This is a genomic window from Kitasatospora sp. NPDC042419 (assembly GCF_056437345.1).
Map to the genome: position 1 here is coordinate 242,066 of NZ_JBWKAW010000008.1, position 21,593 is coordinate 263,658.

Consider the following 21,593-nt stretch of genomic DNA (forward strand, 5'->3'; position numbering starts at 1 on the left):
GAGGGGGTGGGGCCTGGTGTCTGTGCACCCTTGGCGGGGGCCCGACGGGCGGGCCGGGCCGCCACCAGGGGCGCACAGCTCACACGGACCGGAAGACGTGCCCGCTGCTGGCGTGGAAGTAGTCGCACTCCCACGCGGCCATGTCCAGGGAGGCCCGCCACCCCCGGCAGCTCTCGCGCACCGCGCGGTACTCGGCGTCCGTCTCCATCAGGTAGTCGTGCGCGAAGTCCTCCAGGTCGTCCCACTCACCGCAGTACGCGTCTTCGAAGGTCCGCACGGCGTATTCGGCGTTTCCGGTGTACGCGGCGTAGGCGGTGAGGGCTTCCAGTTCGGCGACGATTCCGGCGTCTTCGGCAAGCTCGGTCAGGTACTCGGCGGTGCGGCTCACGGTGGTGTCTTCCTGGGGTCGGTGCGGTGGCGCGGGGTGGCGGCGGTCAGACGCTGTCGGGGGCGTCGAACAGTTCCGACAGCAGGAGGTCTAGGCCGGTCTCCCCTTCGGCGCGCATGTCGCGGAACGCGTCGAACATCGCGTGCACGTCGTCCGGGTGGTCCATGCCGAGCTTGGCCAGGTTGGGCCAGTAGCCGGAAAGACGGATCATGTCGGCGCGGGTCATGGTGGTACTTCCGTTCTGTGGTGCGGGAGTTGGGAGGGGGTGGGGCCTGGTGCCTACGCGGCCCGGCCGTACACGGCGCGGTATCCCGCGCGGGAGCCCCGGACGATGGCGCGCACGTCCTCGCGGTACGCGGCCCCCTGCTGGGTGGCGTAGCCGTCCAGGTACGGCGTCAGGACGTCGACCAGCGGTTCGCCCCGGCCGTACACGGTGTAGGCCCGCCACGGTTCGGCCCCGGGGATCGGGCGGACCGTCGTCACCTCCGGGCGCGACTCTTCGAGTGCGCAGTCACGACACAGCGGTTCACCGCTGCGGGCGGTCATCACGGTCAGCCACTCGTCACAGTCGGAGCATGGGGTGTACCCCATGCCGGACAGGGCGTCTTCCACCATGTCCATGGTGATGCAACCGAGTTGGGGGCAGGACAGTTCGCGCAGGACGTCCGCGCCGTCCACCCCGTCGGGGAGGGTGAGGGGTGAGCCCTCCACCTCTTCGACCATGGCTTCCCACTCGCGTTCGCTGTGGTCCGCCTCGTCCAAGATCGGGTATCCGTGCAGTGATCCGGTGATCCGCTCGGCGAGCCGTACGGCGGTGGGGTCGTCAGCGTCGTACATGATCCATCCGGTGTCGTCCCACCGGCCGCCGATCGGCCCGCACTCCTCCGTGAACATGCGCTTGGCCGCTTCGTAGTTGGACGCCGCGAGCACCTGTTCCGCTTCGGTGGCGTACCAGTGGTCCCCGTCCTCCAGGAACCCGGACACGTCCATCACGATGGCTATCCGGGCCCAGTCGTGGGCGGCGCACTCGGTGATCAGGTTCTGTGCGGTGTCGTAGCTGCTGCCGAACTTGTCCACGGCGTCGGCGAGTTCGGGGGCGAGAGTGGCGTTCATCGGGTGTTCCTTGCGGTGGTGCGGGGGCGGTCAGTTGGTGGTGGCGAGCCAGTCGCAGGCGTAGGCCGCCCCCTGGTCGCAGGCGTCTTGCATGCCGGTCGCCCACCCGTCGTTGAAGGCGGCGGTGTACGCGTCCTCGCTGGCCGGGCCGGAGCCCGCGAGCGACCACGAGCCGTCCTCCCAGAAGGTCACCGACCGTCCGGCCAGGGCCATGCCCCGCGAGCCCGTCAGGGCCGCTTCGCAGGCTTCGTGACCCCGTCCGCAGGCGGCGGCCACGGTCTGCCCCTCACCGAGCACGGCATAGACGTCGTCGGCGGTGATGCTGGGGGGTGCGGGGGTCGGGTGGTGGCCAACTGCCCACCCGCCGAACGCGGTTGCGGCGGCCAGGGTGAGGGTTGCCAGGGTGCGGCGCAGGTTCACGGGACCTCTCCGGGTGTTGAGTCGGGGCGGTAAACGTCAGGCGTTGCGGTCGCGGTCGTAGGCGTTGACCGGGGCCGGGGTGGACGCCCTCCGGGCCTTGCGGGCAAGCCACCGGAGCCCGTGCGCCGTAAGGCCGGTCAGGATGCCCGCCGCGATGCCCCCACCCCAGTTGCCGGTCTGCCACGGGGCACCGGCCAGGACCATGGCCAGGGCCAGGGCGGCGGGGGTGATGTGGTTACGCATCGTGATCTCGTTTCGCTCGGTCGGTCGCTTGCAGGACCAACACTGCGGGTTGAGATACGCCCGAGTCAAACGCATCTTGCGTGATCTGAATCACACATAGCGAAGCGCTCGTTCTCGCCAAGTCGGAAGACGCGCTTACGCGAGAGCAAGTCAACTCCCTTGCAGCACAAGAGATTTAGCGTGGTCGCCGTGGTGGTTCGGCGATCGTGGCGGGGCACCCCGGGGGGTGCCTCCCGCGCGCGTTCCTTCTATGCCCGGAGCGTCATAGCAGTCGAGATCCGATACGAACGCCGGCCGACCCCTTCTTCTGGATCATCTACGCAGCGTGACCAGCAGTGATGTACTCACTGCCACGTACTGACCACGGAGAGTGAGGCCGCGGGCGTCGGCGGTGTTAACCGTGGCGACTTAATACATGTGGAGGCCGCTCCGCGCGCGTGCGCGCACCCGTTGCAGCGGCACCCTGGCCGGCCTCCTCCCGTAGCCCCGCCAGGGCACCGCTCCCCTTCCGGCCCTCTCTCCCCGGTCGTGGTCGAGCACCTGGCGGGGCCCTGCGCTTCAAGGAGGTTGCCGTGGCCGCGAGTTCGCGCCGGACGACCCCGCTTCCCCCGCACTGGGCCCGCCTTCGCCGCACGGTGATGAACCGCGACGCCTGGCGCTGCCAGCACGTCCGGTACGACACCGGGGAGCTGTGCGGCGAGCCCGCGCGCCACTGCGACCACATCGTCCCCGCCTCCGAAGGCGGCCCCGACACCCCAGCCAACTTGCGGGCCCTGTGCGACTGGCACGTCCTGCGCAAGGACGCGGCCGACGCCGGCCGGGCCCGCCGAAGGGCCGCCGCGGACCGCTGGCAGCCCGCCCGAACCCGCCGACGCCACCCCGGGGAGGTTCGTTGAACGTCGACCCGACCGAGAAGGACGCGGCGAAGATCCGCGCCGCGCTGGTCGAGCTGTACGAGACCGAGTTGGACTTGGAGCCGACCGACCTCGCGCTGATCGACATCGCCGCGCCGATGCTCGCCCGCGCCGCCCAGCTCGACGCCGTGGTGAAGCGCGAAGGTCAGATGATCGAGGGCGGCAACCGCAAGGACATGATGGTCCTGCACCCCGGCATCGCGCAGGCCCAGCTCAACCGCACGCAGGCCGCCGGCCACCTCGCCCGAATCCGCGGTGAGGGCGACGGGCCGAAGCGGGGCCACAACGCCCGCGACGCCGTGGGCGCCCGCTGGGGCAACCGAGTCTGAGAAGGGGCCGCCGTGGCACGCCGCAAGACCCGGGCCGTCGGCCCCTCGGACGAGTCCCTGCGCATCGCGCGGACGATCGTCTACTACGAGGCGTGTCTTGACCGCGAGGTCGCGCACGCCGTCGCCCGCGAGCTGTGGGCCCACGACATGAACTCGCCCTTCGCAGCCGGTGAGCACGTCTCCGCTGACGCTGCCCGGCTGCTCGAAGCCCGCGCCCGCCGGGAGGCACACAGCGCTGGGTAGACGAGATCAGCTTTCGTCCGGAGGGGCCGATTCGCCCTGAATGCGTAGCCGCTCGCGCTTGGTCTCTTCGAGGATCTCAAGCCGTCGAGTCTCGGCATCGAGTTCTGCCTTGCGGATCTCGGTCCGGGACTCAATCTTCGCCTTGGCGATCACGCTGGCGGCCCCTGCCGCAGCAGTCAGACTGGCCAGCATCTCAGCGGGAGGTATCGCCCCTACGATCTCCGTCTCGGTGCGGACCATCGCCTCCGCAGGTTTGCGCCGCCACATCCTGATTTGCCTCCCCCGGGCGCGAATCACCCACGTCCAATTTGGCTTTTCCGCCGATGACATGGCGTCAGTTTAGTTCCTCTCGAAGCGCTTGGGCAGTGAGTGCCCTCATGCCGATTGGTGGAGTGCTATCAGGAGGTGGCCGCACTGACCATCACCTACAAGCCCGTCCGAACCCTCCCGGACATCGTCCCGCACCCGCACCGCACCCTCGCGGGCGAGCTGCTGCGCTGGTCGGCGCACGCCTTCCGGCCGGACTGGAAGTACAGCCCCGAGCAGTGCCGCATCCTGGCCCGCTGGTACGAGCTGAGCGACGACGCCGTACCCGAGGACCCGAACGACCCCGAGACCTGGGGCCGGAGCTTCAAGTACGAGTCCGGCACCCTGCGCCGCCTGAAGGGCTGGGGCAAGGACCCGATGATGGCGTCCGTCTGCGCGATGGAGTTCGTCGGCCCGTGCCGCCTGGTCGGCTTCCGCGCCGACGGCTCACCGATCGGCGGTCCGCCGCAAGAGGCGTGGGTCCAGATCTTCGCCACGGCGGCCGGCCAGAACGTCAACACGATGTCGGCGTTCTCCACGATCTTCAGCCAGGCCGCGATCGACCGGTACGCGATCAAGCTCGGCCAGGAGGTCTGCTACGCGAGCCAGGCCGACACCGACGGCCGCCAGTGCCGACTGGAGGCGAAGGCGTCCAGCTTCCGCGCTGCGGAGGGCGGGCGGCCATCTCTGGCACTGCTGAACGAGACGTGGCACTGGGTGCAGGCCACCGGGGGCCCCCGCCTGGCCTCCACCATTCGGCCCAACGCCACCAAAGTTGGTGGGCGAACGATGGAGATCACCAACGCCCCCGTGATCGGCGAGGAGTCGGTGGCCGAAGGCACCTGGTACGCCTTCCAGAAGCAGCGCGACGGGGTTAACCGCGACGCCGGTATCTACTACGACTCGGTGGAGGCCCCGCCCGGGGTCGACCTCGCCGACGAGGACCAGCTGCGCGCCGCGATCCTGTGCGCCCGGGGCGACTCGGTGTGGATCAACCCCGACCGTGTGATGAAGGACATCTGGTCCGCCAGCACCAGCGAGGACGAGTCCCGCCGCAAGTACCTCAACCAGCTCAGCTCACACGATGACGCGCTGGTCGACCGGGACACCTGGGACCTCGCCGCGGTGGAGCCCGCCGACGGCATCAAGCCCGGCGAGCGGATCGTGCTCGCGTTCGACGGTGGCAAGAACGACGACTCAACTGGGCTTCTCGCCATGCGAGTTCGGGACAAGCTGGTCCAGAAGGTCGCCCTGTGGGAGAAGCCCGACGGCCCGGCCGGCAAGAACTGGGAGGTCGACGGCACCGAGGTCAACGACATGGTGGCCCACACTTTCCAGCGGTACACCGTCGTCGGCTTCTTCGCCGACGTCGCCGGGTGGGAGTCCTACGTCGCCGACTGGTCGGAGAAGTACGGCAAACACCTGCTGATCAAGGCGTCCGGCCGTTCCTCGGTCGGCTTCGACATGCGCGCCAACCAGCGCGAGATCACCGTCGAGCACCAGGCGCTGGTCGGTGCGATCGAGACGGTGGCCCTGCCGCACGTCCGCGACTACTCGCTCACCCGCCACGCGCTGAACGCGCGCAAGCGCCCGAACCAGTACGGCATCAGCTTCGGCAAGGAGAGTCGCGAGTCGAAGCTGAAAATCGACCTGTACGCCTGCATGGTCCTCGCCTGGATCGCCCACCGCCGCCTCACCGAGAGCGGCAAGCTCAAGCCCCCGAAGGCCCCCGGCCAGCTACAGACCCGAGGAGGGTTCTGATGTCCCTCCCCGTCGTGATCAAGCGCGCCCGGCACGCGAAGTCGCTGATCGACCGCGACTTCGACCGGCTCAACTTGGTCGACCGCTACGCCCGCGGCCTGCACCGCGCGCCGTGGATGCCGGCCAAGGCCAACGCGGAGTTCAAGGACCTCGTCAAGCGGAGCATCGTCAACGTCTCCTCCCTCGCGGTCGAGGCCCCGCTGAACGCGCTGAGGGTGCAGGGGTTCCGCAAGCCGGGCTCCGGCGAGAACGCGTACGAGTGGAAGTACTGGCAGAAGGCCCGGCTGGACGAGCGGCAGAACGCCGTCCACCGGGCCGCGCTGACCTCGGGGGCCGCGTACGTCGTCGTCACCCCGGACCCGCGCAAGGGCCGCAAGGAGCCCGCGATCCGCGCGTACGACGCGATCAGCACGGTGGCCGTCTACGCCGACCCAGCGTGGGACGAGTTCCCCCTGTTCGCGCTGCACGTGCCCGAGCAGCAGCCCGACGAGGACCGCACCGTCGGCTATCTGTGGGACGACGTGGCGAAGTACACGCTGGACCTGGACGCCGAGCCCGACTCCGCGGTGCTCGCCTCCGAGCCGCACGGCATGGGCCTGTGCCCGGTGGTGCGGTTCTCCCCGGCGGTGGACCTTCGGGGCCGCAGCCGAAGCCTGGTCGAGCCGCTGATCACGCCGCAGGACCGCCTCAACCAGCAGACGCTGTCCCTGCTGCTCACCGAGCACTGGGGCGCCCACGCGATCCGCTGGGCCTCGGGACTTGCCCCTTCCGAGCGGCTGGACCCGGAGACCGGTGACCCGCTGCGCGACCCGGAGACCGGCGAGCCGGTGTACGACGTGCCCTCGCTGGACCCGTCCACGCTGCTGATGGCGCCCAACAGCGACGCCCGCTTCGGGCAGCTTCCGACGATGCCGACGGGCGACCTGCTGGCCTCCCGCCGCCAGACCGTCGAAGAGATCATGGGCCTGGCCGACGTGCCGCCGCACTACCTCGCCGGGTCGAACCTGGTGAACCTGAGCGCGGACGCCCTGGCCGCCGCCGAGACCTCGTTCAAGCGGTTTCTCTCGACCCTCCAGGACTCGCTGGGCGAGTCGTGGGAGTCGGTGTTCCGGCTGTGCGCGCTCGCGGCCGGCCGGGGCGAAGTCGAGCAGGACGAGAGCCAGGTCGAGTGGGCCGAGAAGGCCACCCGATCCCTCGCCCAGGCCGCCGACGCCATGGTCAAGCTCATGCAGCAGGGCGTCCCACTCAGCGTGGCACTGCGCAAGGTGCCGGGCTTCAGCCAGGCCGACATAGACGAGGCGGTGAAGGCCGCCGAGGAAGCCGCCCGCAAGGCCGAGGCCGCCGAAGCCGAGGCCCTGAAGCAGCAGAAGGAGGCGACGGCCGGTGGCGTGGACTCCGAGAACCGCCGAGATCCTGCGGGCGGTGGCCGCGTACCAGCTCGCGCAGCAGGCGCTCGCCGCTGAGTTCGCCGCCCGCTGGGCCGAGGCCCTGGCCGCCGTCGAGGCCCGCGAGCTCGCGGGCGCGCTGACTGAGCTGGAAGCCCAGTACACGGCGGCGGTCCGCGAATCCGCGGCCGTCTCCCGGACGCTCTCCGTCGCCTACTACCGGCTGGTGCGGGCGCTGGAGACCGGCCGGGTGATCGGCGGGCCCGGCTACCGGCCGGCCTCCTCGCTCGGCTCCCTGTGGGTCGACTTCAACCGTGCCACGGGCAGGCGGACCGGCTCCGGACCGTCAACGCCTCTGCCCGTTGACACCCGCGACCCCTTCCCCGCCGCCGACCTGGCGCGTGAGGCCCGCAGGGCTGAAGAAACGTTCCGCCACCAGGTCGCCGACCGCGTCGAGCGCCACGAGCGCGAGCGCCCCGCCCGCCAGGGCTCGGCCGCGCTGGACGACCCGGCCCTGCTCGCCTGGGAGCGCGAGTTCGCCGAGTCGCTGAAGACCGGCAGCAGCGGGGCGGGCGGGATGCTCGTCCAGGACGGCGGCCGGGACGCGATCCACGCCGCCCTCCAGGACGACCCCGGGGCGCTCGGCTACTACCGCAAGACCGACGCGAGCCCCTGCTACTTCTGCGCGCTCATGGCCTCCCGGGGCGCGGTCTACAAGTCCAAGCGCACGGCCGCGTTCGGCGCGCACCCGCACTGCCACTGCCAGCCGGTCCCGATCTTCTCCCGCCGCTACCAACTCCCCTCCGAGAACACGAAGTTCTCCCGGATGTGGCGCGACTTCGGCGGGGGCTCGCTGGCCGACTGGCGCACCTACTACAGCAAGACCACGAAGACCTAGGAGAGAGCTTGACCGAGCAGACCCCGACCCCGGCCGAGGCGATCCCCGGCGGCGTGGTGAACCCCGCCACCGTGCCGGCCGCTGAGCCGCAGCCCGAGGCCCCGGCCCCGGCCCCGGCCCCGCAGGGCGAGGAGAGCACGGCCCCGGTGGAGCCGGACTACAAGGCGCTGTACGAGCGGCTGAACGCCGACCTTCAGTCCGCCCGCGAGCGCTCCACCGAGGCCGGCGTCGAGGCGGACGAGCTGCGCGCGCAGGTCGCCCAGCTCCAGGAGCAGGCCCTGCGCGACCGGATCGCCTCCGAGTACGCGCTGCCGCCGGTCCTCGCCGCCCTGGTCCAGGGCGGCGACGAGACCGAGGTGCGCAAGCACGCCGAGGCCCTGGCCGCCGTCGCCGCCCCCCGCCCGCTGCTGGGCGCGGGCGGGCTGACCCCGCACTCCGAGCCCGACCCGTACAAGGGCCTGGCCGAGAAGCTGCGCCAGCGCCGTTACGGCATCTGAAGAAACGTTTCACCTAGGCCGCCCTGCCCCGGGGCGGCTTTCCGCTACCCCGAGGAACAGCGCCATCAGCACCAACCCCGCACGTGCCAACGCCTTCCAGAACCCGGACAAGCTCGTCGCTCAGGCCATCGCCAACCTGAAGGACAGCGTCGTCCTGGCGAACATGTTCGACCGCCGCCCGGCCGAGCAGTTCGTCAACGCGACCGGTCAGGTCATCTCGATCCGCCGCCCCGGCCGCCTGAAGGGTGCCGAGGAGGCGATCGACACCAAGCGCGCCTTCAACGACACCGCTACCTGGATCAAGTCGGAGACCCTGAACGAGGGCCTTCTCGAAGTCCGTATGGACACCCACGCCTACTCCGCGGTGGACCTCTCCGACGCGGAACTGTCGCTCGACCTCCTGAGCTTCGGTGAGCAGGTCATGGTGCCGCAGGTCGACACCATCACCGAGCGCCTGGAGCGCAAGGTCGCCACCGCGATGAACCAGTTCCCGGACGTCGCCACCTCCGCGAAGATCCCGGTCGACCTCACCAAGGCCACGTCCGACGAGGCGGCCGGCCAGATGATCCGCAAGGCCCTCGCCCGCCTGCGCGTCCAGCTCAACCGGGAGAACGTCCCCGCCGAGGGCCGCGTCGCGGTGCTGGGCTCCGAGGCCGCGTTCTACCTGCTGAACTCCTCCTCCATCCTCAACGCCGCCGAGCACGCCGACGGCGGCGCGGCCCTGAAGGAGAGCACCCTCGGTCGGGTCCACGGCTTCCGCCTGGTGGAGTCCACCAGCGACACCCTGAGCCCGCTGGGCGTCTACGCCTTCCACCGCAGCGCGATCCAGCTCGTCTCCGGCGCACCGTCCGTCCCGGAGTCCGCGAAGGGCGGTCGGAGCAACGCCGACGGCTTCTCCCTGCGCTGGATCAAGGACTACAACAGCGGCGCGGCGATGGAGCGTTCGTTCCTCAGCTCGTACTGGGGCGCCACCCTGGTCACCGACCTGAAGAAGGGCGAGACCAACTGGCAGGACCCGAAGAACATCGTCAAGGTACGCGGCATCCGGGTCACCTTCACCGGCGAGCCGAAGCTCGCCCTGGCCGCGTGACGGCAGCCGGGCTGACGGTCGACGCGCTGTTCGCCCGGCTCGGACGCCCCGCCCCCGTGCCGGACACCCCGGACTGGGCGCGGGCGTCCGCCGCGATCGAGGACGCGTTCTGGGTGATCCGCGCGCAGGGCCACCCGGCGTGGTCGCCCGAGCGGCACCCGCCCGTGATCCGCACCCTGGCCCTGGCCGTCGCCGACCGCCGCTTCCGCAACCCGGAGGGGTACGTCCAGGAGCAGGCCGGAGAGGTGTCCTACCGGATGCCGGACGGCTCCCCGATGGGTCTGTCCCTGACCCGGGGCGAGGTTGCCCTGATCGAGCGGGTGGCAGGCCGCGGTGGTCTGCGCTCCGTCCAGGCCCGCCGCGAGGTCGCCTCGCGCGGCCTGCGCACCGGCTACCCGTTCCCGGACCCCGAAGACGCCTGGGGTGCCGCGTGAGCCTGCTGGAGCGGGGCCGCACCCGCGTGAGCGTCCACACCGTCGTCATGGTCGATGACGGCTACGGCGACCGTCGGCCGGCACCCGGACCGTCCGCCACCTACTCGGCCTGGGTCGCCCCCGTCGGCGACGCCGCAGGCTGGCGCGCCCCGGTCGGCGCACAGGTCGGCTGGTCGCCCCCGGTCCGCCGCAAGATCGTGTTCGGCCCGGAAGTCGTGATCGACAAGTGGTCCGGTGTCACCTTCGAGGACCAGGGCGACCCCGGCACCCACTGGGCCGTGGTCGACGCCCCCCGCGCCCACCACGGCGCTTCGGACCGCATGCGCTTCGTGACCGTCGTCGTGGAAGGTGGTGGCCAGAGTGGCGGAGATCCGTCCTGACCTGGACTCCGTGATCGCCGGGCTCCCCGGCGTCATGGGCGCCCTCAAGCTGGAGGCCGAGGAGCGTGCCGCCCGGGTCGTGGCGAAGGCCGCGCTGCACATCGACACCGGAGAGTTCATCGCCGGGATCAAGGTGCGCCGCCACGCCAAGGGCTACGCGATCGTGAATCTGGACCCGCTGGCCGCCCACAAGAACTGGGGCGGCTGGAACGAGCGGGCCGGGCGGCCGGTGGACGGCATCCACGCGATGGAGGCCGCCCTGTGGTGACCCGCGAGCCGTACCTGATGCCCGACTCCGAGCGCATCCTCCTGGAAGCCCTGCGCACGGTCCTCCCCGAACACCGCTGCGCGGTCTACCTGCCCACCGACTGGCAGCTCTCGCTGCGCAAGTCGGGCGGCCTGGTGATCGCCCGCCGGGTCGGCGGGGTGATGAAGGACAAGCGCTACGTGGACGAGGGCATGTTCACCGTCCAGACCTACGCCACCAGCCGCGCGGACGCCTCCCTGCTCGCCCGCCGGGCCCGCGCCGGCCTGGTCCGCCTGACCTTCGAGCAGTGGGGCAACGCGGACGGCTACCTCAGCAGGTTCCGCGAGGCCACGGGGCCGTTCATGACGACCGACCCCATGACCGAGGCCCAGACGGACTTCTTCCGCTTCTCGGCCAACTACATGATCACTACGAGGCCCCGTTGAGGGCCGGAACGGACTCAGCTTGGCTGACGACCCCTCGGTCCTGGTACCGGGCACCGGATACATCTACGTCGCCCCGCCGGGCACCGCGCTGCCGGACCTGAGCAAGGCCGGGTTCGACCCGAAGGACTCGACCAAGTGGGGCCCCGAGGGCCTGACCTGGAAGTCCATCGGGAACACCAGCCTGGACAACGGCATCGAGATGAGCGTCGACGGCGACGAGCCCGAGGTGCTGGGGAGCTGGCAGAGCAAGTCCCTGCGCACCACCGACCCGAGCAAGACCTACGCCGTGACGATCAACCTGTCCGACTTCACCGCGGAGTCGTACCGGCTGTACTACGGCACCGACAAGGGCTTGGACGCCAAGGGGATGTTCTCCATCCCGACCACCCCCACCGCGCAGAACCGTGCGCTGATGGTCGCGGCCGTGGACGGCACGAAGGCCGTGGTCTGGCACTACCCGAAGACCAGCATCATCGGCGCGGACAGCGTGACCATGGACCCCGCCGCACTCGGCGAGATGCCGGTGAAGGCGACCGTCGTCGCCCTCAACCAGGCGACCCCGCTCGGCTCCGTCACCCCCGTTTTCGACCTGGCCGCCGGGCTTCAACCCGTGGCTTGATCATCGGGGTTCGGGAGTGTCGACCGTGCGGGTACCCGGCCCTTCCGCAACTCCGCCTGGACCCTGCGGATCGCGCGGATAGAGATGATCGTGTCCTCGCTCAGCGATGGAATCCATCGGCGAAGCACGAGCCGGACTCCATAGAGAACACCACCGATGATGGCGCCCGCAGTCCACATCCACTCAGGAATCTGCACCCGTAACTCCCTGTATCTGAAGGCAGATCGGGAGTGGACCTGTAAGAGGGCAGGCTCGACCCGACCCACCGCAAGCGGTAGTCGAATCGAGACCCGCCGGTGCAGGTCATCGAGTGCTTATCGAAGCACGCTTCGATACGGAGATGTAGCGGCACATGCCGCACGCAAAACCAAATCACAGCCCGCACATGCGGGGACTCAGGCGTCTAACTGGATTACGCTGCCATGCCCACCGGCACATAGCTGCGCTAGCAAAAGCATCATGTGGACGGATCTTTAACACCGACCCGGCGTGAGCCGATCGTTTCATCACCCTACCTGACGGAGCGTCACGCCTGTCAAATCATCAAGGAAAGGCGCGCACTTGAGCACCACCCTGACGTTCACCGACCTCGCCGCCGAGGCCGAGCGCAAGCACACCGGCAAGGGCCTGAAGTTCGTCGCCAAGGGCGGCAAGAAGGTCCGGCTGCGCCGGATCGAGGCCCTGCCCGGCGGCGACCTGAAGGCCGCGCTGTCCCTGCTGGACCTGGTGCAGTCGAAGAAGGTCAGCAACGAGCGCCGCATCGAGGCGATGACGGGCCTGCTCGTCGCGGTCGCCTCCGACAAGAAGGCCATGCGCGAGAGCGTGGACGCGCTGCCGCTGGAGCAGACCATGACCGTGGTCGAGGCGTGGATGGAGCAGGCCGCGCCGGGGGAAGCGTCGGCCTGATCAGGCTGCTGGACAAGCACGGCGCAGAGATCACCGCCGACCTGCGCCGCTACTTCGGCGTGGACATCCTGGACTGGTTCCGGGGTCGGCACTCCGCCCGTCTCGTCCTCGCCCTGATCGGGACGCTTCCCGATGACTCGGCGACGCTGGCCGCACTCCGCGGGGGCCGTGAGGCCCTGGGCTGGGACGCGGCGACGTACGTCCTGGCGGACCTGGTGGACGCCGTCCAGGCGCTCACCCACGTCCAGGTCGCCAAGGGCGCCAAGAACCCGCGCTCGGTCGAGCGGCCGAAGCCCTACCCCCGCCCGTACGCGAAGCGGGCCCGTCGGCAGGCCGCCACCAACCCCTTCGCCCAGGCCCTCCAGCGCGAGGTCGGCGAAGGCGGAGGCCCGGCCGTCGCCGAGCCTTCTTCCCCCCTTGCAGAAACGTTCCGCCTACCGGCGGCCGTGCTCGCGCGCTCCGCCGCGCCGGTCCGGCCGGCACCGGTCCGACTCACGTAGGAGGTGAGCCGATGGCCGGTCCCGGCGGCAAAGAGGCCGGGCGCGTGCACGTCCGCGTCCTGCCCGACACCTCGGACTTCCGCCAGCGCCTGAAGGCGTACCTGGAGATGCTGGAGAAGTACACCAAGCTCAAGGTCAAACTGGACCTTGACACCACCGGGGTCTCCGCCCGGCTGCGGGAGCTGACTCAGGACCGCACCACCCGGGTCAACGTCTTCGCCGACACGGCGGAGGCCGCAGCGAGGATCGCCGCGCTCACCCGCGAGCGAACGGTCCGCATCCGGGCCGATGTCGACGCCGACACCGGCCCGGCCGAGGCCCAGATCCGCCGGTTCACCGGCCGCCGCTGGCGGCTGGGGATCAACGTCCACCTCGCCAGAGGGGGCTTCGAGCGGGTCAAGTCCGGTCTCTCGACGCTGGGTTCGGGCGCTGCGGACGTCGCCCGCAACTTCGGCCGGCTGTTCACGCTCAGCATCGAGCAGACGGCCTCCGCCCTCCAGGGCATCGGGTCGGGGATCAGCTCGGCTGCCCAGGGCACCCTGGGCATCGCGGCCGGATTCGCCCAGTCCGCCGCCGCCGCGCTGCCCCTGCTGGTGGCGGTCACCGCCATCGCCTCCTGGGTGACGGTGGTCGCCTCCGGGCTGGTCGCCGTCATCGCGCTGGCGGCGCTGCCGGTGCTGCCGATCGGCCTCGCGGCCATCGCGGCAGCGGGCGACATGAAGGCCCTCGGCAAGAAGGCCGAGGAGGCGATGCAGGCAGCGTCCGAGGCGCTGAAGCCTGCAACTGCCGCCATCCGCAACGAGTTTGGCGGCGCGGTCAAGGACGTCACGGCCTGGTTCCGCCAGGCCGAGCCGGTGATCAAGGCGTTCTTCGACGCCGGGGCGCAGTTCGTACGCCCCATGGTGAAGTCGATCACCGACTTCACGGACGTCCTCTTCCCGAAGTTGACGGCGGCGATGTCGTCGCCGGGGATGAAGGCGTTCACCGACGAGCTGCCGGTGGCGCTGGTCGGCATCGGAGCCGCCTTCGGCGACTTCTTCCTGACCCTGTCCACCGGGGGCGACCGGCTCAAGCTGATCTTGAGCCCGCTGGTCGGCGTCCTGGACGCCGTGCTCCAGGGGATGGCCTCCCTGGCGGTGCAGTTCTCACCCGAGATCGCCGCGTCGATCTCATGGTTCGCGGACACCCTGCGCCAGTTTTTCGACGTCTTCAAGGACAACGCGCAGGCCACGGCAATGCTGATGCGCACCGTCGACCTCGGGCTGCGCGCCCTGGTGCTGGCCTTCGGCGTCACGATGGCCGGCTGGGACGCGCTGGCGTCCGGTGCCGTGTGGGCCTGGCACGCCGTCCAGGCAGCCTGGGATGGGCTGACATCCGCCACGTCCGCAGCCTGGTCGAACGTGAAGTCGTGGACGTCGGAGACCTGGTCGTCCGTGCGTTCGTGGGTCTCGGACGCCGCGTCGTCGGCGGGCAACGCCGTCTCGGCCGGGTGGAGAAACGTTTCTTCTTGGACGTCGTCCACCTGGGGTTCCGTGACGTCGTGGACCTCGTCGTCCTGGGCGTCCGTGACGTCCACCGTGTCGTCGTCGGTCTCGTCGGCGGGCTCGGCCGTGGCCGCAGGCTGGCGGAACGTCACCTCCTGGACGTCATCGGCGTGGAACTCCTGTGTCAGCACGGTGAGTTCGGCCTGGTCGAGTACGGCCAGCGCGGTGACGACTGGGATCGGCAACGTCGTCTCGCTGGTCGCCGGGCTGCCCGGAAAGATCCTGGGCGCGATCGGTGACCTGGGCTCGCTGCTCTACGACAAGGGCAAGTCGGCGATCCAAGGGCTGATCAACGGCATGAAGTCGATCAACGTCGGCAGCATCGCTTCGGGGATCGTCAGCAGCCTCAACCCGTTCAAGTCCGCGCCCGCCCCGCAGGCCGCTCCGCGCTCCCTGATGGCCGCGCCGATGGCGCTGGCCGCCGTGCCGGTGGCCGCGTACGCGAGCCCGCTGGAGCAGGCCCTGCGCCCGGTCGCCTCCGGGCTGCGCTCGCTCGACTCCTACGGCTACGGCCAGCGCGCCGCCGCCGGTCTGCGCCATCCCGACACCGCGTCCAAGGACGCCGGCCGGGAGCGCTACGGCACGGCCATAACCGTCAACGCCCGCACCAACGCGGACCCCCACGAGATCGGCAAGGCCATCGCTTGGGAGCTGAAGACCTCCGGGAGGTAACTGCTTGGGGCTCTCCCCACCCTTCATCTCGGATGTCACCGCCCACACCGCCCGCGTCTTCTTCACGAAGACGCCGGGCGCGTGGACGGACATCGAGACCACCAACACCGTTACGGGCAAAGCCCACTACGACGGCGAGGACCCCGAGTGGCCGGGCACCGCGCTGGTCGGCGACCGGGGCCCGCTGGCGGACGACCCGCCGCTGGAGCCGGACACCGAGTACCGGGTCCGCTACCACTCCACCGGCCCCGGCCTGGACCTCTGGTCGGAGCCGGTGGTGTTCCGCACGCTGCCGGACCTGCCGCCCCCGGCCCTGCCGGACACCGGCCGCCAGCCCAGCGCCCTCAACCCCTACACCGGCCAGCCCTGGACCGCGTCGTGGGGCGGGCTGCTGCTCGGTGAGGACTCCTCCGTCGTCCTGGAGGAGGTGGCCGGGCTGCTGGACGCACCCGATGTGCGGACCTCGGACGCCGAGCTGCTTCAGCGCGACGGCCTCACCCCCGGGACCGACTACATGGGCGCGCGCACCGTCACCCTGACGATGCTGGCCCTGGACGACCACGAGCTGCCCGAGCTGCTGGCCGCGACCGCCCCCGGCGGGCCGGAGAAGCCGTTCGAGTTCGCGTTCCCCGGGGTGGCCGGCGGGCGCGGACGGATCATGGCCCGGGTCCGCAAGCGGGCCGTCACCGTGGACAAGGAGTTCCACGCGGGACGCCGTCGCGTCACGGTCGAGCTGCTGGCCACCGACCCCCGCCTGTACTCGGCCGACGAGGCACGGGCGAAGGTGGCGGTGGCCGTCCCCCGGGGCGGCAGGCCCATCTTCCCGCTGACGTTCCCCTTCGACATGGGTACCGGCCCCGCCGCGCGCTCCGCGCCGGACATCGACAACCGGGGCTCGGTCGACACCTGGCCAACCGTGCGGATCACCCCCGCCACGGGCGAGATCCGCGACCCGTCGCTGACCCTCGTCCACGGCGGGGTGCGTCAGCGCTTCGCCGTCCGGGGACTGCGGGTCGGCCGGGGGGACGCCCTGGTGATCGACATGGGGCGTCGGCGCATCACCCTCAACGGCGCTTCCCGGTTCGGGCAGGTCGACCCCGGCTCGTCCTGGTTCGCCCTGCCGCCGGGCGGCAGCACCGTGCAACTCGACGTATTGGAAGGCCCCGACGGGGTCACGGCGGACGTCTCCTGGCGCTCCGCCTGGATGTAAGGACCCCTGTTTCTTTGGCTGTTGAACTCCGTGCTCCGCTCTTCGTGCAGCAGGGCCGCTACGACGCGCTGGACCTGCGCACGATGATCGGCGGTACCCGGGGCGCCCACGTCGGCGTCTCCGGGCCTACCGCCCTCCTGGTCGAGAAGGTCGACAACCCCACCCCCAGGATCTCGGTTGCCGCAGGTTCCGTGTGGCTGCCGGACGATGTGGCTGTCTCCCACAAGGGGGCCGTGCACTTCGCCAACCTGGACGCCAGCATTCAGCTCCAGTGCTCCACCCCCAAGCCCGGCGAAGCCGCGCGCACCGACATGGTGGTGGCCTTCGCCGACCCCGACTCGGCCCCGGCAGGTCCCCTGCTGATGGACATCCGCACCACCGCGGACCAGTACATGCAGCCCGTCACCTACGCCGCCGACGGCACCCCCTACGCCGCTGCCGCCTCCGGTACGCAGGTCACGAAGGAGGGCGCGAAGGGGTGGTCGATCGCCGTACTCGCCGAGTCCACCCCGGGCGCGCGCGACTGGCCCGTCCCGTCCAACTGCATCCGCCTGGCGCTGGTGAACATCGCCCAGACCGGCATCACCGGCATCGAGGACCAGCGGTTCGTCGTCGCAGGCCAGCTCGACACCACCCCGCTGCGCCAGCTCCGCACCGCAGGCGCCCAGGGCATCGCCCAGGCCGCCGTGGGGGCTCCGGCCGGCAGCCTGGTCTACGACTCGGTCAGCACCGCGATGCACAAGGTCACCGGCCCGAACACCACCGCCCCTCTCGTCCCCGGGGCCGTGCGCCTGGACGCCTCCTACCAGGCCGGGGACGGCGCGTGGGGCGCGGAGGGCTGGCACCAGTTCACCGCGCCCGCCGCGACCTTCCCGCGTCTGGTGACCGTCTCCTTCGAGGTGTCGTACAAGGGCGAGTTCGGCGAGGGCTGGATCACCCCGCTGGTCACCGGCCACGGTGAGCGCCGCCGCGCGGGCCGACCCCAGTACGTCCGGGCCGGGGACTCCCGCGACGCCCGGGGCAGCGCCACCATCCGCGTCCCGGCCGGCACTCCACTCAGCGTCGCCAGCATGGTCAGCCCCGACAACACGCAGAACAACAACGTGCGGTTCGTGGCGGCCTGGACCAGCGCCGCCGACGCGTTCACCGTCCCGGCGGCCTGATGAGCGACGACTACCGCGTGATCCTGTCCGAGTTCAAGGGCGGCGCTCTGCTCGCCGAGCTGCCCGTCTCGGGCCTGTCTTTCCGCTCCATCCTCAACGCCCCCGGCTCCGCGACCTTCAGCGTGCCACTGGCGGCCGAACCCCTCGCGGGCCTGGACTGGTCGCTGATCTCGCCCTGGCGGATCATCGCCCACGTCCAGCGCGGCAGCCGCGTCCTGTGGGGCGGCCCTCTGCTCACCTGGTCTGTGGACCTGGCCGCCGAGGAGATGACGCTCGACTGCGTGGGCCTGTGGGAGTACTACCGCCGCAACATGATCAACCTGGGGTACTCCACCGGCACCGTGCCGCGCGAGCAGACCACCATCGCCCGCGAGCTGATCCAGCAGTTCGCCGACAACCCCTCTCCGGTCGCCCCCGGCCAGCCCGGCTACTGGGGCAGCAACGGGCCCGGCGCACTCACCTTCGGCCCCGACCTGACCACCATGGCCCGGGAGCGCACCTACCCCTGGTACGAGTGGAAGTCGGTGGGTGAGGCCGTCGAACAGCTCGGCGGGGTCATCAAGGGCTTCGACTTCCGCATTGACCACGACTGGGACGTGGACGCCCGGGTGATCCGCAACCGCTTCCGGTTCCTGTACCCGGCCGGAGGCGTGGACACCGGCATCGTCCTGGAGCACGGCACCAACTGCACCGTCACCTCCGTCACCTCCGACGGCGACAAGATGTGCACCGAGACCGGCGTCAACGGCGCTGGCGAAGGCTGGAGCCAGCTCAAGAGCTGGTGGTACAACGGCCAGTTGGAGACCGAGGAAGGCCGCCGCATCCCGCGCCTGGCCGCCGTCGAGACCAACAACTCCGTGGTGCGCGTCGACACGCTCACCGCCCAGGCCGAGCGCATGGTCGCGGTCGGGGCCTTCCCGATCGTCGTCCCCGAGGTCACCCTGCACCCGGGCGGCGAGTACTCCGCCGCCGAGCTGCGCGTCGGCCACAAGATCCGCGTCCGCGCCCGCACCGCGAAGTGGCCCGGCATCGACGCCGAATACGTCGTCCAGGAGATCGCCACCAGGGTCACCAGCAGCGGCGAGGAGACCACCCTCGCCCTGGTCCCGACGACCGTCTTCGAGCGCGTGGACGACTGGGTGAAGGGAGAGCTGGTGATGGCCGCATGACCGTCTACGGCCGGCCGACCCTCGCCGACTCCTTCCAGGGCATCGACACCCGGCTGTCCGCGATGGAACGCACCGCGTCCGCGCTCGGCGCGGTGCTGCCCATGACCCCCTACCGCCAGGGCCTGGACGTCGCCACCACCTGGCGCGCCGCCGCCACCATCCCCACCGCAGGCATCGCCCACCCCGTCATCCGCCTGGACTGCCGCGTCTCCTCCAAGCAGGGCGCCAACGTCTGGCTCCGCCTGTTCGACGTCGACAAGGCCCGCGCGGTCACCGCGGAGTGGCAGTACACCGGGGGCGCGCTCAACAACTCGTGGGTCCGCCTGGACTGGGTGCTGCCCCGAGGCGGAGGCCAGCCCGGCGAGTGGCAGCGAGTCCTGCTCCAGACCCGAACCGACGTCACCGGAGGCGGCACCGTCGACCCCGGCGTAGCCATGGCCCTCCCTTTCAACCAAGCCCCGCAGGCGACCGAGGCCGGCACCTGGACCCTCGTCCCCCTCCCGCCCGGCTACGCCTGACCCCCCAGCTGATGGCGAGTGGACCTCCTCCAACGAGGAGGTCCACTCGCCATGCCCGAAAGGAACTTGCTCCATCTCCCGCGAAGCAATGATCACCGAGGCCCTGAAGTGGGCCGACCAGAACTACCGGGGCGGCCTCTCCCCGAACGGCAAGTACTACGACACCCCCTTCGGGAAGTGGTACGCCCCGGGCTTCAACCACGAACCCTTCTGCGACATGTTCGTCTCCTGGTGCGCCGACAAGGGCGGCGAGGCCGCAGCAGTCGGCCGCTTCGCCTACTGCCCCAGCCACGTCCAGGCGTTCCGCAACAAGGGCCAGTGGCTCGGCCGCGACGCCGCCTTCAAGCGCGGCGACGTCATCTTCTTCACCTGGGACGGCGGCCCCACCGCCGACCACGTGGGCATCGTGCTGGAGGACTCCGCGCCCGGCCAGCAGGTGAAGACCGTCGAGGGCAACACCGCCCGCAGCTCCGGCGCGGGCCAGGGCTCCGGCGGCTGCGTCGCCCGCAAGGTCCGCCCCCGCTCCGTCGTGCTCGGCGTCGGCCGCCCCGCCTACACCACCAGCGGCAGCACCGGCACCCCGAGCGGCCAGGCCGTCACCATCGACGGCAAGCCGTACGGCCCGGGTGCGCGCGGCGAGCACATCACCGTCATGGGCCGCGCCCTCGTCCGGGCGGGCTGCTCCCGCTACACCGAGGGCCCCGGCCCCGTCTGGGGCAGCGCGGACACCGAGTCCTTCCGTGCCTGGCAGCTCAAGCTCGGCGACACCGCCGACGCCGACGGCATCCCCGGCCCCCGGCAGCTCGCCCGCCTTCTCGCCCAGTTCGGCGACGCCCCCGTGCCGCGCCCGCCGGCCACCCGCACGATCACCGTCCGCCGGGGCATGACCCTGGGCGGCATCGCCGTGGCGCTCGGCACCACGGTTGCCGGGCTGCTCTCGCTGAACCCGCAGATCGACAACCCGGACCGAATCACCGAGGGCCAGCAGATCACCGTCCCCGCCGCCACCGCGTCCCCGACCGCCGCCCCGGCCACCGAGCAGCCCACCCCGGAGTCGACCCCTGCTCCGGCCGAGACCGAGCAGCCCGCCCCGAACCCGGACCCGCTGCCGACCCCGGCCCCGGGCGCGGCCACCCACACCGTCGCAGCGGGCGACACCCTCTCGGCCATCGCCGCCCGCCACGGCGTCGGCCTGGACGCCGTGGTCAACGCCAACCCGCAGGTGCTCGACCCCGACCGGATCGAGGTCGGGCAGGTCATCAGCCTGCCCACCGCCACGGCCGGGGCCGCCGCCGCGCCGGTCCACACCGTCGTGCCCGGCGACACCCTGTGGGACATCGCCGCCGACCGCCGCGTCACCCTGGAGGCGCTGGTCGCCGCCAACGCGGGCACCGTGGCGAACCCCGACCTGATCTTCCCCGGCCAGGACGTCGTGATCCCGGACGGCTCCGCCCCCGTCCCGCGCCCGGCCCCGCCCAAGGCAGCCCCCGCCCCGGCTCCGGAGCCCGCCGCGTCCGCACCGGCCGAACCCGCCCCGGCCCCGCAGGTCGAGGAGGTGCCGGCCACCCCGAACACCGGCTACTCCGACGACCTCGCTGGGTGGATCGAACAGGCCCGGGACATCCTCCGGGCGAACGGCGACCTCGTCCCCAGCGCGGCGGCGATCGAACACCGCGCGATGGTCGAGTCCGGCGGCAACCCCCTCGCCGAAAACCACTGGGATTCGAACGAAGCGCTCTACGGCGGGACGTACGGCCTGCTCCAGACCATCAAGCCCACGTTCGACGCGTACTCGCTGCCCGGCCACCGCAACATCCTCAACCCCGTGGACTCCATCGTCGCCGGGGTTCGCTACGCGAACGCGACCTACGGCAGCTTCGAGTCGATCGCCTGGAACGAAGGGGGCTACTGATGCCCGAGAACGAGCCTCTGGGCGTGGTCATCGGCCCGCGCGAGATATACGACCAGTTGGTGGGCGTGCGGGAGGACGTCCGCTCGCTGGCCCAGAGCAGTGACGCCGTCGACCAGACCCTGCGCGACCACGAAGACCGGGTCCGCGCCTTGGAGGTCTGGCGCTACGGCGTCGTCGCCTCCGGCCTCGCGGGCGGCACCGCCCTGATCACCGACGTCGTCGTACGCCTGAAGGGCTGACCACCATCGACAACCTGAAGACCTGGATCACCGACAACCCCGTCCGC

The 21,593-nt window shown here is 71.0% G+C and carries 28 protein-coding genes; 22 read left to right on the forward strand and 6 right to left on the reverse strand.

From position 1 onward, the window contains the following. Window positions 1-79: 79 nt before the first annotated feature. The 5 genes from AC067J_RS18640 to AC067J_RS18660 form a co-directional block, all read right to left on the reverse strand. Window positions 80-388 (reverse strand): antirestriction protein ArdA, encoded by a 309-nt coding sequence (locus AC067J_RS18640; protein WP_478300459.1) that lies wholly within the window; start codon window positions 386-388, stop codon window positions 80-82. 46 nt (window positions 389-434) lie between these two features. Continuing rightward, on the reverse strand, window positions 435-599 hold the full coding sequence (locus AC067J_RS18645; protein WP_478300461.1) for a hypothetical protein: 165 nt from the start codon (window positions 597-599) through the stop codon (window positions 435-437). Window positions 600-667: 68 nt separating this feature from the next. Next, window positions 668-1,501: a hypothetical protein gene (locus AC067J_RS18650; protein WP_478300462.1), complete on the reverse strand. Its 834-nt coding sequence runs from the start codon at window positions 1,499-1,501 to the stop codon at window positions 668-670. Window positions 1,502-1,531: 30 nt separating this feature from the next. Next, entirely contained in the window at window positions 1,532-1,921 is a 390-nt protein-coding gene (locus AC067J_RS18655) for a hypothetical protein (protein ID WP_478300463.1), read from the reverse strand. A gap of 36 nt (window positions 1,922-1,957) precedes the next feature. Then, entirely contained in the window at window positions 1,958-2,164 is a 207-nt protein-coding gene (locus AC067J_RS18660) for a hypothetical protein (protein ID WP_478300465.1), read from the reverse strand. 572 nt (window positions 2,165-2,736) lie between these two features. On the opposite strand from AC067J_RS18660, the gene AC067J_RS18665 reads away from it, so the two are divergent. From AC067J_RS18665 to AC067J_RS18675, 3 genes are read left to right on the forward strand one after another with little or no spacing between them, the layout of a single operon-like run. Next, window positions 2,737-3,060: an HNH endonuclease gene (locus AC067J_RS18665; protein WP_478300466.1), complete on the forward strand. Its 324-nt coding sequence runs from the start codon at window positions 2,737-2,739 to the stop codon at window positions 3,058-3,060. Further along, a complete protein-coding gene (locus tag AC067J_RS18670; protein WP_478300468.1) occupies window positions 3,057-3,407 on the forward strand; it encodes a hypothetical protein in 351 nt (116 codons plus the stop codon). Before AC067J_RS18665 ends, AC067J_RS18670 begins: the two co-directional genes overlap by 4 nt. A gap of 12 nt (window positions 3,408-3,419) precedes the next feature. Continuing rightward, on the forward strand, window positions 3,420-3,650 hold the full coding sequence (locus AC067J_RS18675) for a hypothetical protein (protein WP_478300470.1): 231 nt from the start codon (window positions 3,420-3,422) through the stop codon (window positions 3,648-3,650). Window positions 3,651-3,656: 6 nt separating this feature from the next. Here AC067J_RS18675 and AC067J_RS18680 read toward each other — a convergent pair whose 3' ends face one another. Next, on the reverse strand, window positions 3,657-3,980 hold the full coding sequence (locus AC067J_RS18680) for a hypothetical protein (RefSeq protein ID WP_478300471.1): 324 nt from the start codon (window positions 3,978-3,980) through the stop codon (window positions 3,657-3,659). A gap of 75 nt (window positions 3,981-4,055) precedes the next feature. Here AC067J_RS18680 and AC067J_RS18685 point away from each other — a divergent pair, with 75 nt between their 5' ends. The 19 genes from AC067J_RS18685 (at window position 4,056) to AC067J_RS18775 (ending at window position 21,546) form a co-directional block, all read left to right on the forward strand. Continuing rightward, on the forward strand, window positions 4,056-5,717 hold the full coding sequence (locus AC067J_RS18685; RefSeq protein ID WP_478300473.1) for a terminase: 1,662 nt from the start codon (window positions 4,056-4,058) through the stop codon (window positions 5,715-5,717). Beyond that, a complete protein-coding gene (locus AC067J_RS18690; RefSeq protein ID WP_478300475.1) occupies window positions 5,717-7,180 on the forward strand; it encodes a phage portal protein in 1,464 nt (487 codons plus the stop codon). The genes AC067J_RS18685 and AC067J_RS18690 overlap by 1 nt, the downstream gene beginning before the upstream one ends. Then, a complete protein-coding gene (locus AC067J_RS18695) occupies window positions 7,140-8,000 on the forward strand; it encodes a VG15 protein (RefSeq protein ID WP_478300477.1) in 861 nt (286 codons plus the stop codon). The genes AC067J_RS18690 and AC067J_RS18695 overlap by 41 nt, the downstream gene beginning before the upstream one ends. An 8-nt stretch (window positions 8,001-8,008) precedes the next feature. Next, entirely contained in the window at window positions 8,009-8,497 is a 489-nt protein-coding gene (locus tag AC067J_RS18700) for a hypothetical protein (RefSeq protein ID WP_478300479.1), read from the forward strand. Between the two features lie 163 nt (window positions 8,498-8,660). Beyond that, the gene (locus tag AC067J_RS18705; protein ID WP_478300480.1) at window positions 8,661-9,587 is read left to right on the forward strand and encodes a major capsid protein; all 927 of its coding nucleotides are present in this window, start codon (window positions 8,661-8,663) and stop codon (window positions 9,585-9,587) included. Then, window positions 9,584-10,021: a hypothetical protein gene (locus AC067J_RS18710; RefSeq protein ID WP_478300482.1), complete on the forward strand. Its 438-nt coding sequence runs from the start codon at window positions 9,584-9,586 to the stop codon at window positions 10,019-10,021. Before AC067J_RS18705 ends, AC067J_RS18710 begins: the two co-directional genes overlap by 4 nt. Continuing rightward, the gene (locus AC067J_RS18715; protein WP_478300483.1) at window positions 10,018-10,401 is read left to right on the forward strand and encodes a hypothetical protein; all 384 of its coding nucleotides are present in this window, start codon (window positions 10,018-10,020) and stop codon (window positions 10,399-10,401) included. Before AC067J_RS18710 ends, AC067J_RS18715 begins: the two co-directional genes overlap by 4 nt. Then, a complete protein-coding gene (locus tag AC067J_RS18720) occupies window positions 10,382-10,669 on the forward strand; it encodes a DUF5403 family protein (protein ID WP_478300485.1) in 288 nt (95 codons plus the stop codon). Before AC067J_RS18715 ends, AC067J_RS18720 begins: the two co-directional genes overlap by 20 nt. After that, window positions 10,666-11,094, forward strand: coding sequence for a phage tail termination protein (locus tag AC067J_RS18725; RefSeq protein WP_478300487.1), 429 nt, complete (start codon window positions 10,666-10,668; stop codon window positions 11,092-11,094). The genes AC067J_RS18720 and AC067J_RS18725 overlap by 4 nt, the downstream gene beginning before the upstream one ends. 19 nt (window positions 11,095-11,113) lie before the next feature. Beyond that, window positions 11,114-11,713 (forward strand): phage tail tube protein, encoded by a 600-nt coding sequence (locus AC067J_RS18730; RefSeq protein ID WP_478300489.1) that lies wholly within the window; start codon window positions 11,114-11,116, stop codon window positions 11,711-11,713. Between the two features lie 561 nt (window positions 11,714-12,274). Next, window positions 12,275-12,619: a hypothetical protein gene (locus tag AC067J_RS18735; protein WP_406111272.1), complete on the forward strand. Its 345-nt coding sequence runs from the start codon at window positions 12,275-12,277 to the stop codon at window positions 12,617-12,619. Further along, window positions 12,580-13,119 carry a hypothetical protein gene (locus AC067J_RS18740; protein WP_478300492.1) on the forward strand — a complete coding sequence of 180 codons (540 nt, stop codon included), beginning with the start codon at window positions 12,580-12,582 and terminating at the stop codon, window positions 13,117-13,119. The genes AC067J_RS18735 and AC067J_RS18740 overlap by 40 nt, the downstream gene beginning before the upstream one ends. Window positions 13,120-13,163: 44 nt before the next feature. Further along, entirely contained in the window at window positions 13,164-15,335 is a 2,172-nt protein-coding gene (locus AC067J_RS18745) for a hypothetical protein (protein ID WP_478300494.1), read from the forward strand. Between the two features lie 4 nt (window positions 15,336-15,339). Continuing rightward, complete coding sequence (locus AC067J_RS18750; RefSeq protein ID WP_478300495.1) at window positions 15,340-16,545, forward strand: phage distal tail protein; 1,206 nt, start codon at window positions 15,340-15,342, stop codon at window positions 16,543-16,545. 14 nt (window positions 16,546-16,559) lie between these two features. Next, window positions 16,560-17,708 (forward strand): hypothetical protein, encoded by a 1,149-nt coding sequence (locus AC067J_RS18755; RefSeq protein WP_478300497.1) that lies wholly within the window; start codon window positions 16,560-16,562, stop codon window positions 17,706-17,708. Further along, window positions 17,708-18,877, forward strand: coding sequence for a hypothetical protein (locus tag AC067J_RS18760; RefSeq protein WP_478300499.1), 1,170 nt, complete (start codon window positions 17,708-17,710; stop codon window positions 18,875-18,877). Before AC067J_RS18755 ends, AC067J_RS18760 begins: the two co-directional genes overlap by 1 nt. Next, complete coding sequence (locus AC067J_RS18765) at window positions 18,874-19,395, forward strand: hypothetical protein (protein WP_478300500.1); 522 nt, start codon at window positions 18,874-18,876, stop codon at window positions 19,393-19,395. Before AC067J_RS18760 ends, AC067J_RS18765 begins: the two co-directional genes overlap by 4 nt. A gap of 88 nt (window positions 19,396-19,483) precedes the next feature. Beyond that, window positions 19,484-21,307 (forward strand): LysM peptidoglycan-binding domain-containing protein, encoded by a 1,824-nt coding sequence (locus AC067J_RS18770; RefSeq protein WP_478300502.1) that lies wholly within the window; start codon window positions 19,484-19,486, stop codon window positions 21,305-21,307. After that, window positions 21,307-21,546, forward strand: a complete 240-nt coding sequence (locus tag AC067J_RS18775; protein WP_478300503.1) for a hypothetical protein — start codon at window positions 21,307-21,309, stop codon at window positions 21,544-21,546. The genes AC067J_RS18770 and AC067J_RS18775 overlap by 1 nt, the downstream gene beginning before the upstream one ends. The last annotated feature ends 47 nt before the right edge of the window (window positions 21,547-21,593 follow it).

What these genes read in the sequence shown, in the direction of transcription:
- AC067J_RS18765 (WP_478300500.1), top strand. Translation starts at nt 18,874, where the DNA reads ATGACCGTCTACGGCCGGCCGACCCTCGCCGACTCCTTCCAGGGCATC.
- AC067J_RS18760 (WP_478300499.1), top strand. Translation starts at nt 17,708, where the DNA reads ATGAGCGACGACTACCGCGTGATCCTGTCCGAGTTCAAGGGCGGCGCT.
- AC067J_RS18680 (WP_478300471.1), bottom strand. Translation starts at nt 3,980, where the DNA reads ATGTCATCGGCGGAAAAGCCAAATTGGACGTGGGTGATTCGCGCCCGG.
- AC067J_RS18660 (WP_478300465.1), bottom strand. Translation starts at nt 2,164, where the DNA reads ATGCGTAACCACATCACCCCCGCCGCCCTGGCCCTGGCCATGGTCCTG.
- AC067J_RS18690 (WP_478300475.1), top strand. Translation starts at nt 5,717, where the DNA reads ATGTCCCTCCCCGTCGTGATCAAGCGCGCCCGGCACGCGAAGTCGCTG.
- AC067J_RS18650 (WP_478300462.1), bottom strand. Translation starts at nt 1,501, where the DNA reads ATGAACGCCACTCTCGCCCCCGAACTCGCCGACGCCGTGGACAAGTTC.
- AC067J_RS18645 (WP_478300461.1), bottom strand. Translation starts at nt 599, where the DNA reads ATGATCCGTCTTTCCGGCTACTGGCCCAACCTGGCCAAGCTCGGCATG.
- AC067J_RS18705 (WP_478300480.1), top strand. Translation starts at nt 8,661, where the DNA reads ATGTTCGACCGCCGCCCGGCCGAGCAGTTCGTCAACGCGACCGGTCAG.
- AC067J_RS18775 (WP_478300503.1), top strand. Translation starts at nt 21,307, where the DNA reads ATGCCCGAGAACGAGCCTCTGGGCGTGGTCATCGGCCCGCGCGAGATA.
- AC067J_RS18770 (WP_478300502.1), top strand. Translation starts at nt 19,484, where the DNA reads ATGATCACCGAGGCCCTGAAGTGGGCCGACCAGAACTACCGGGGCGGC.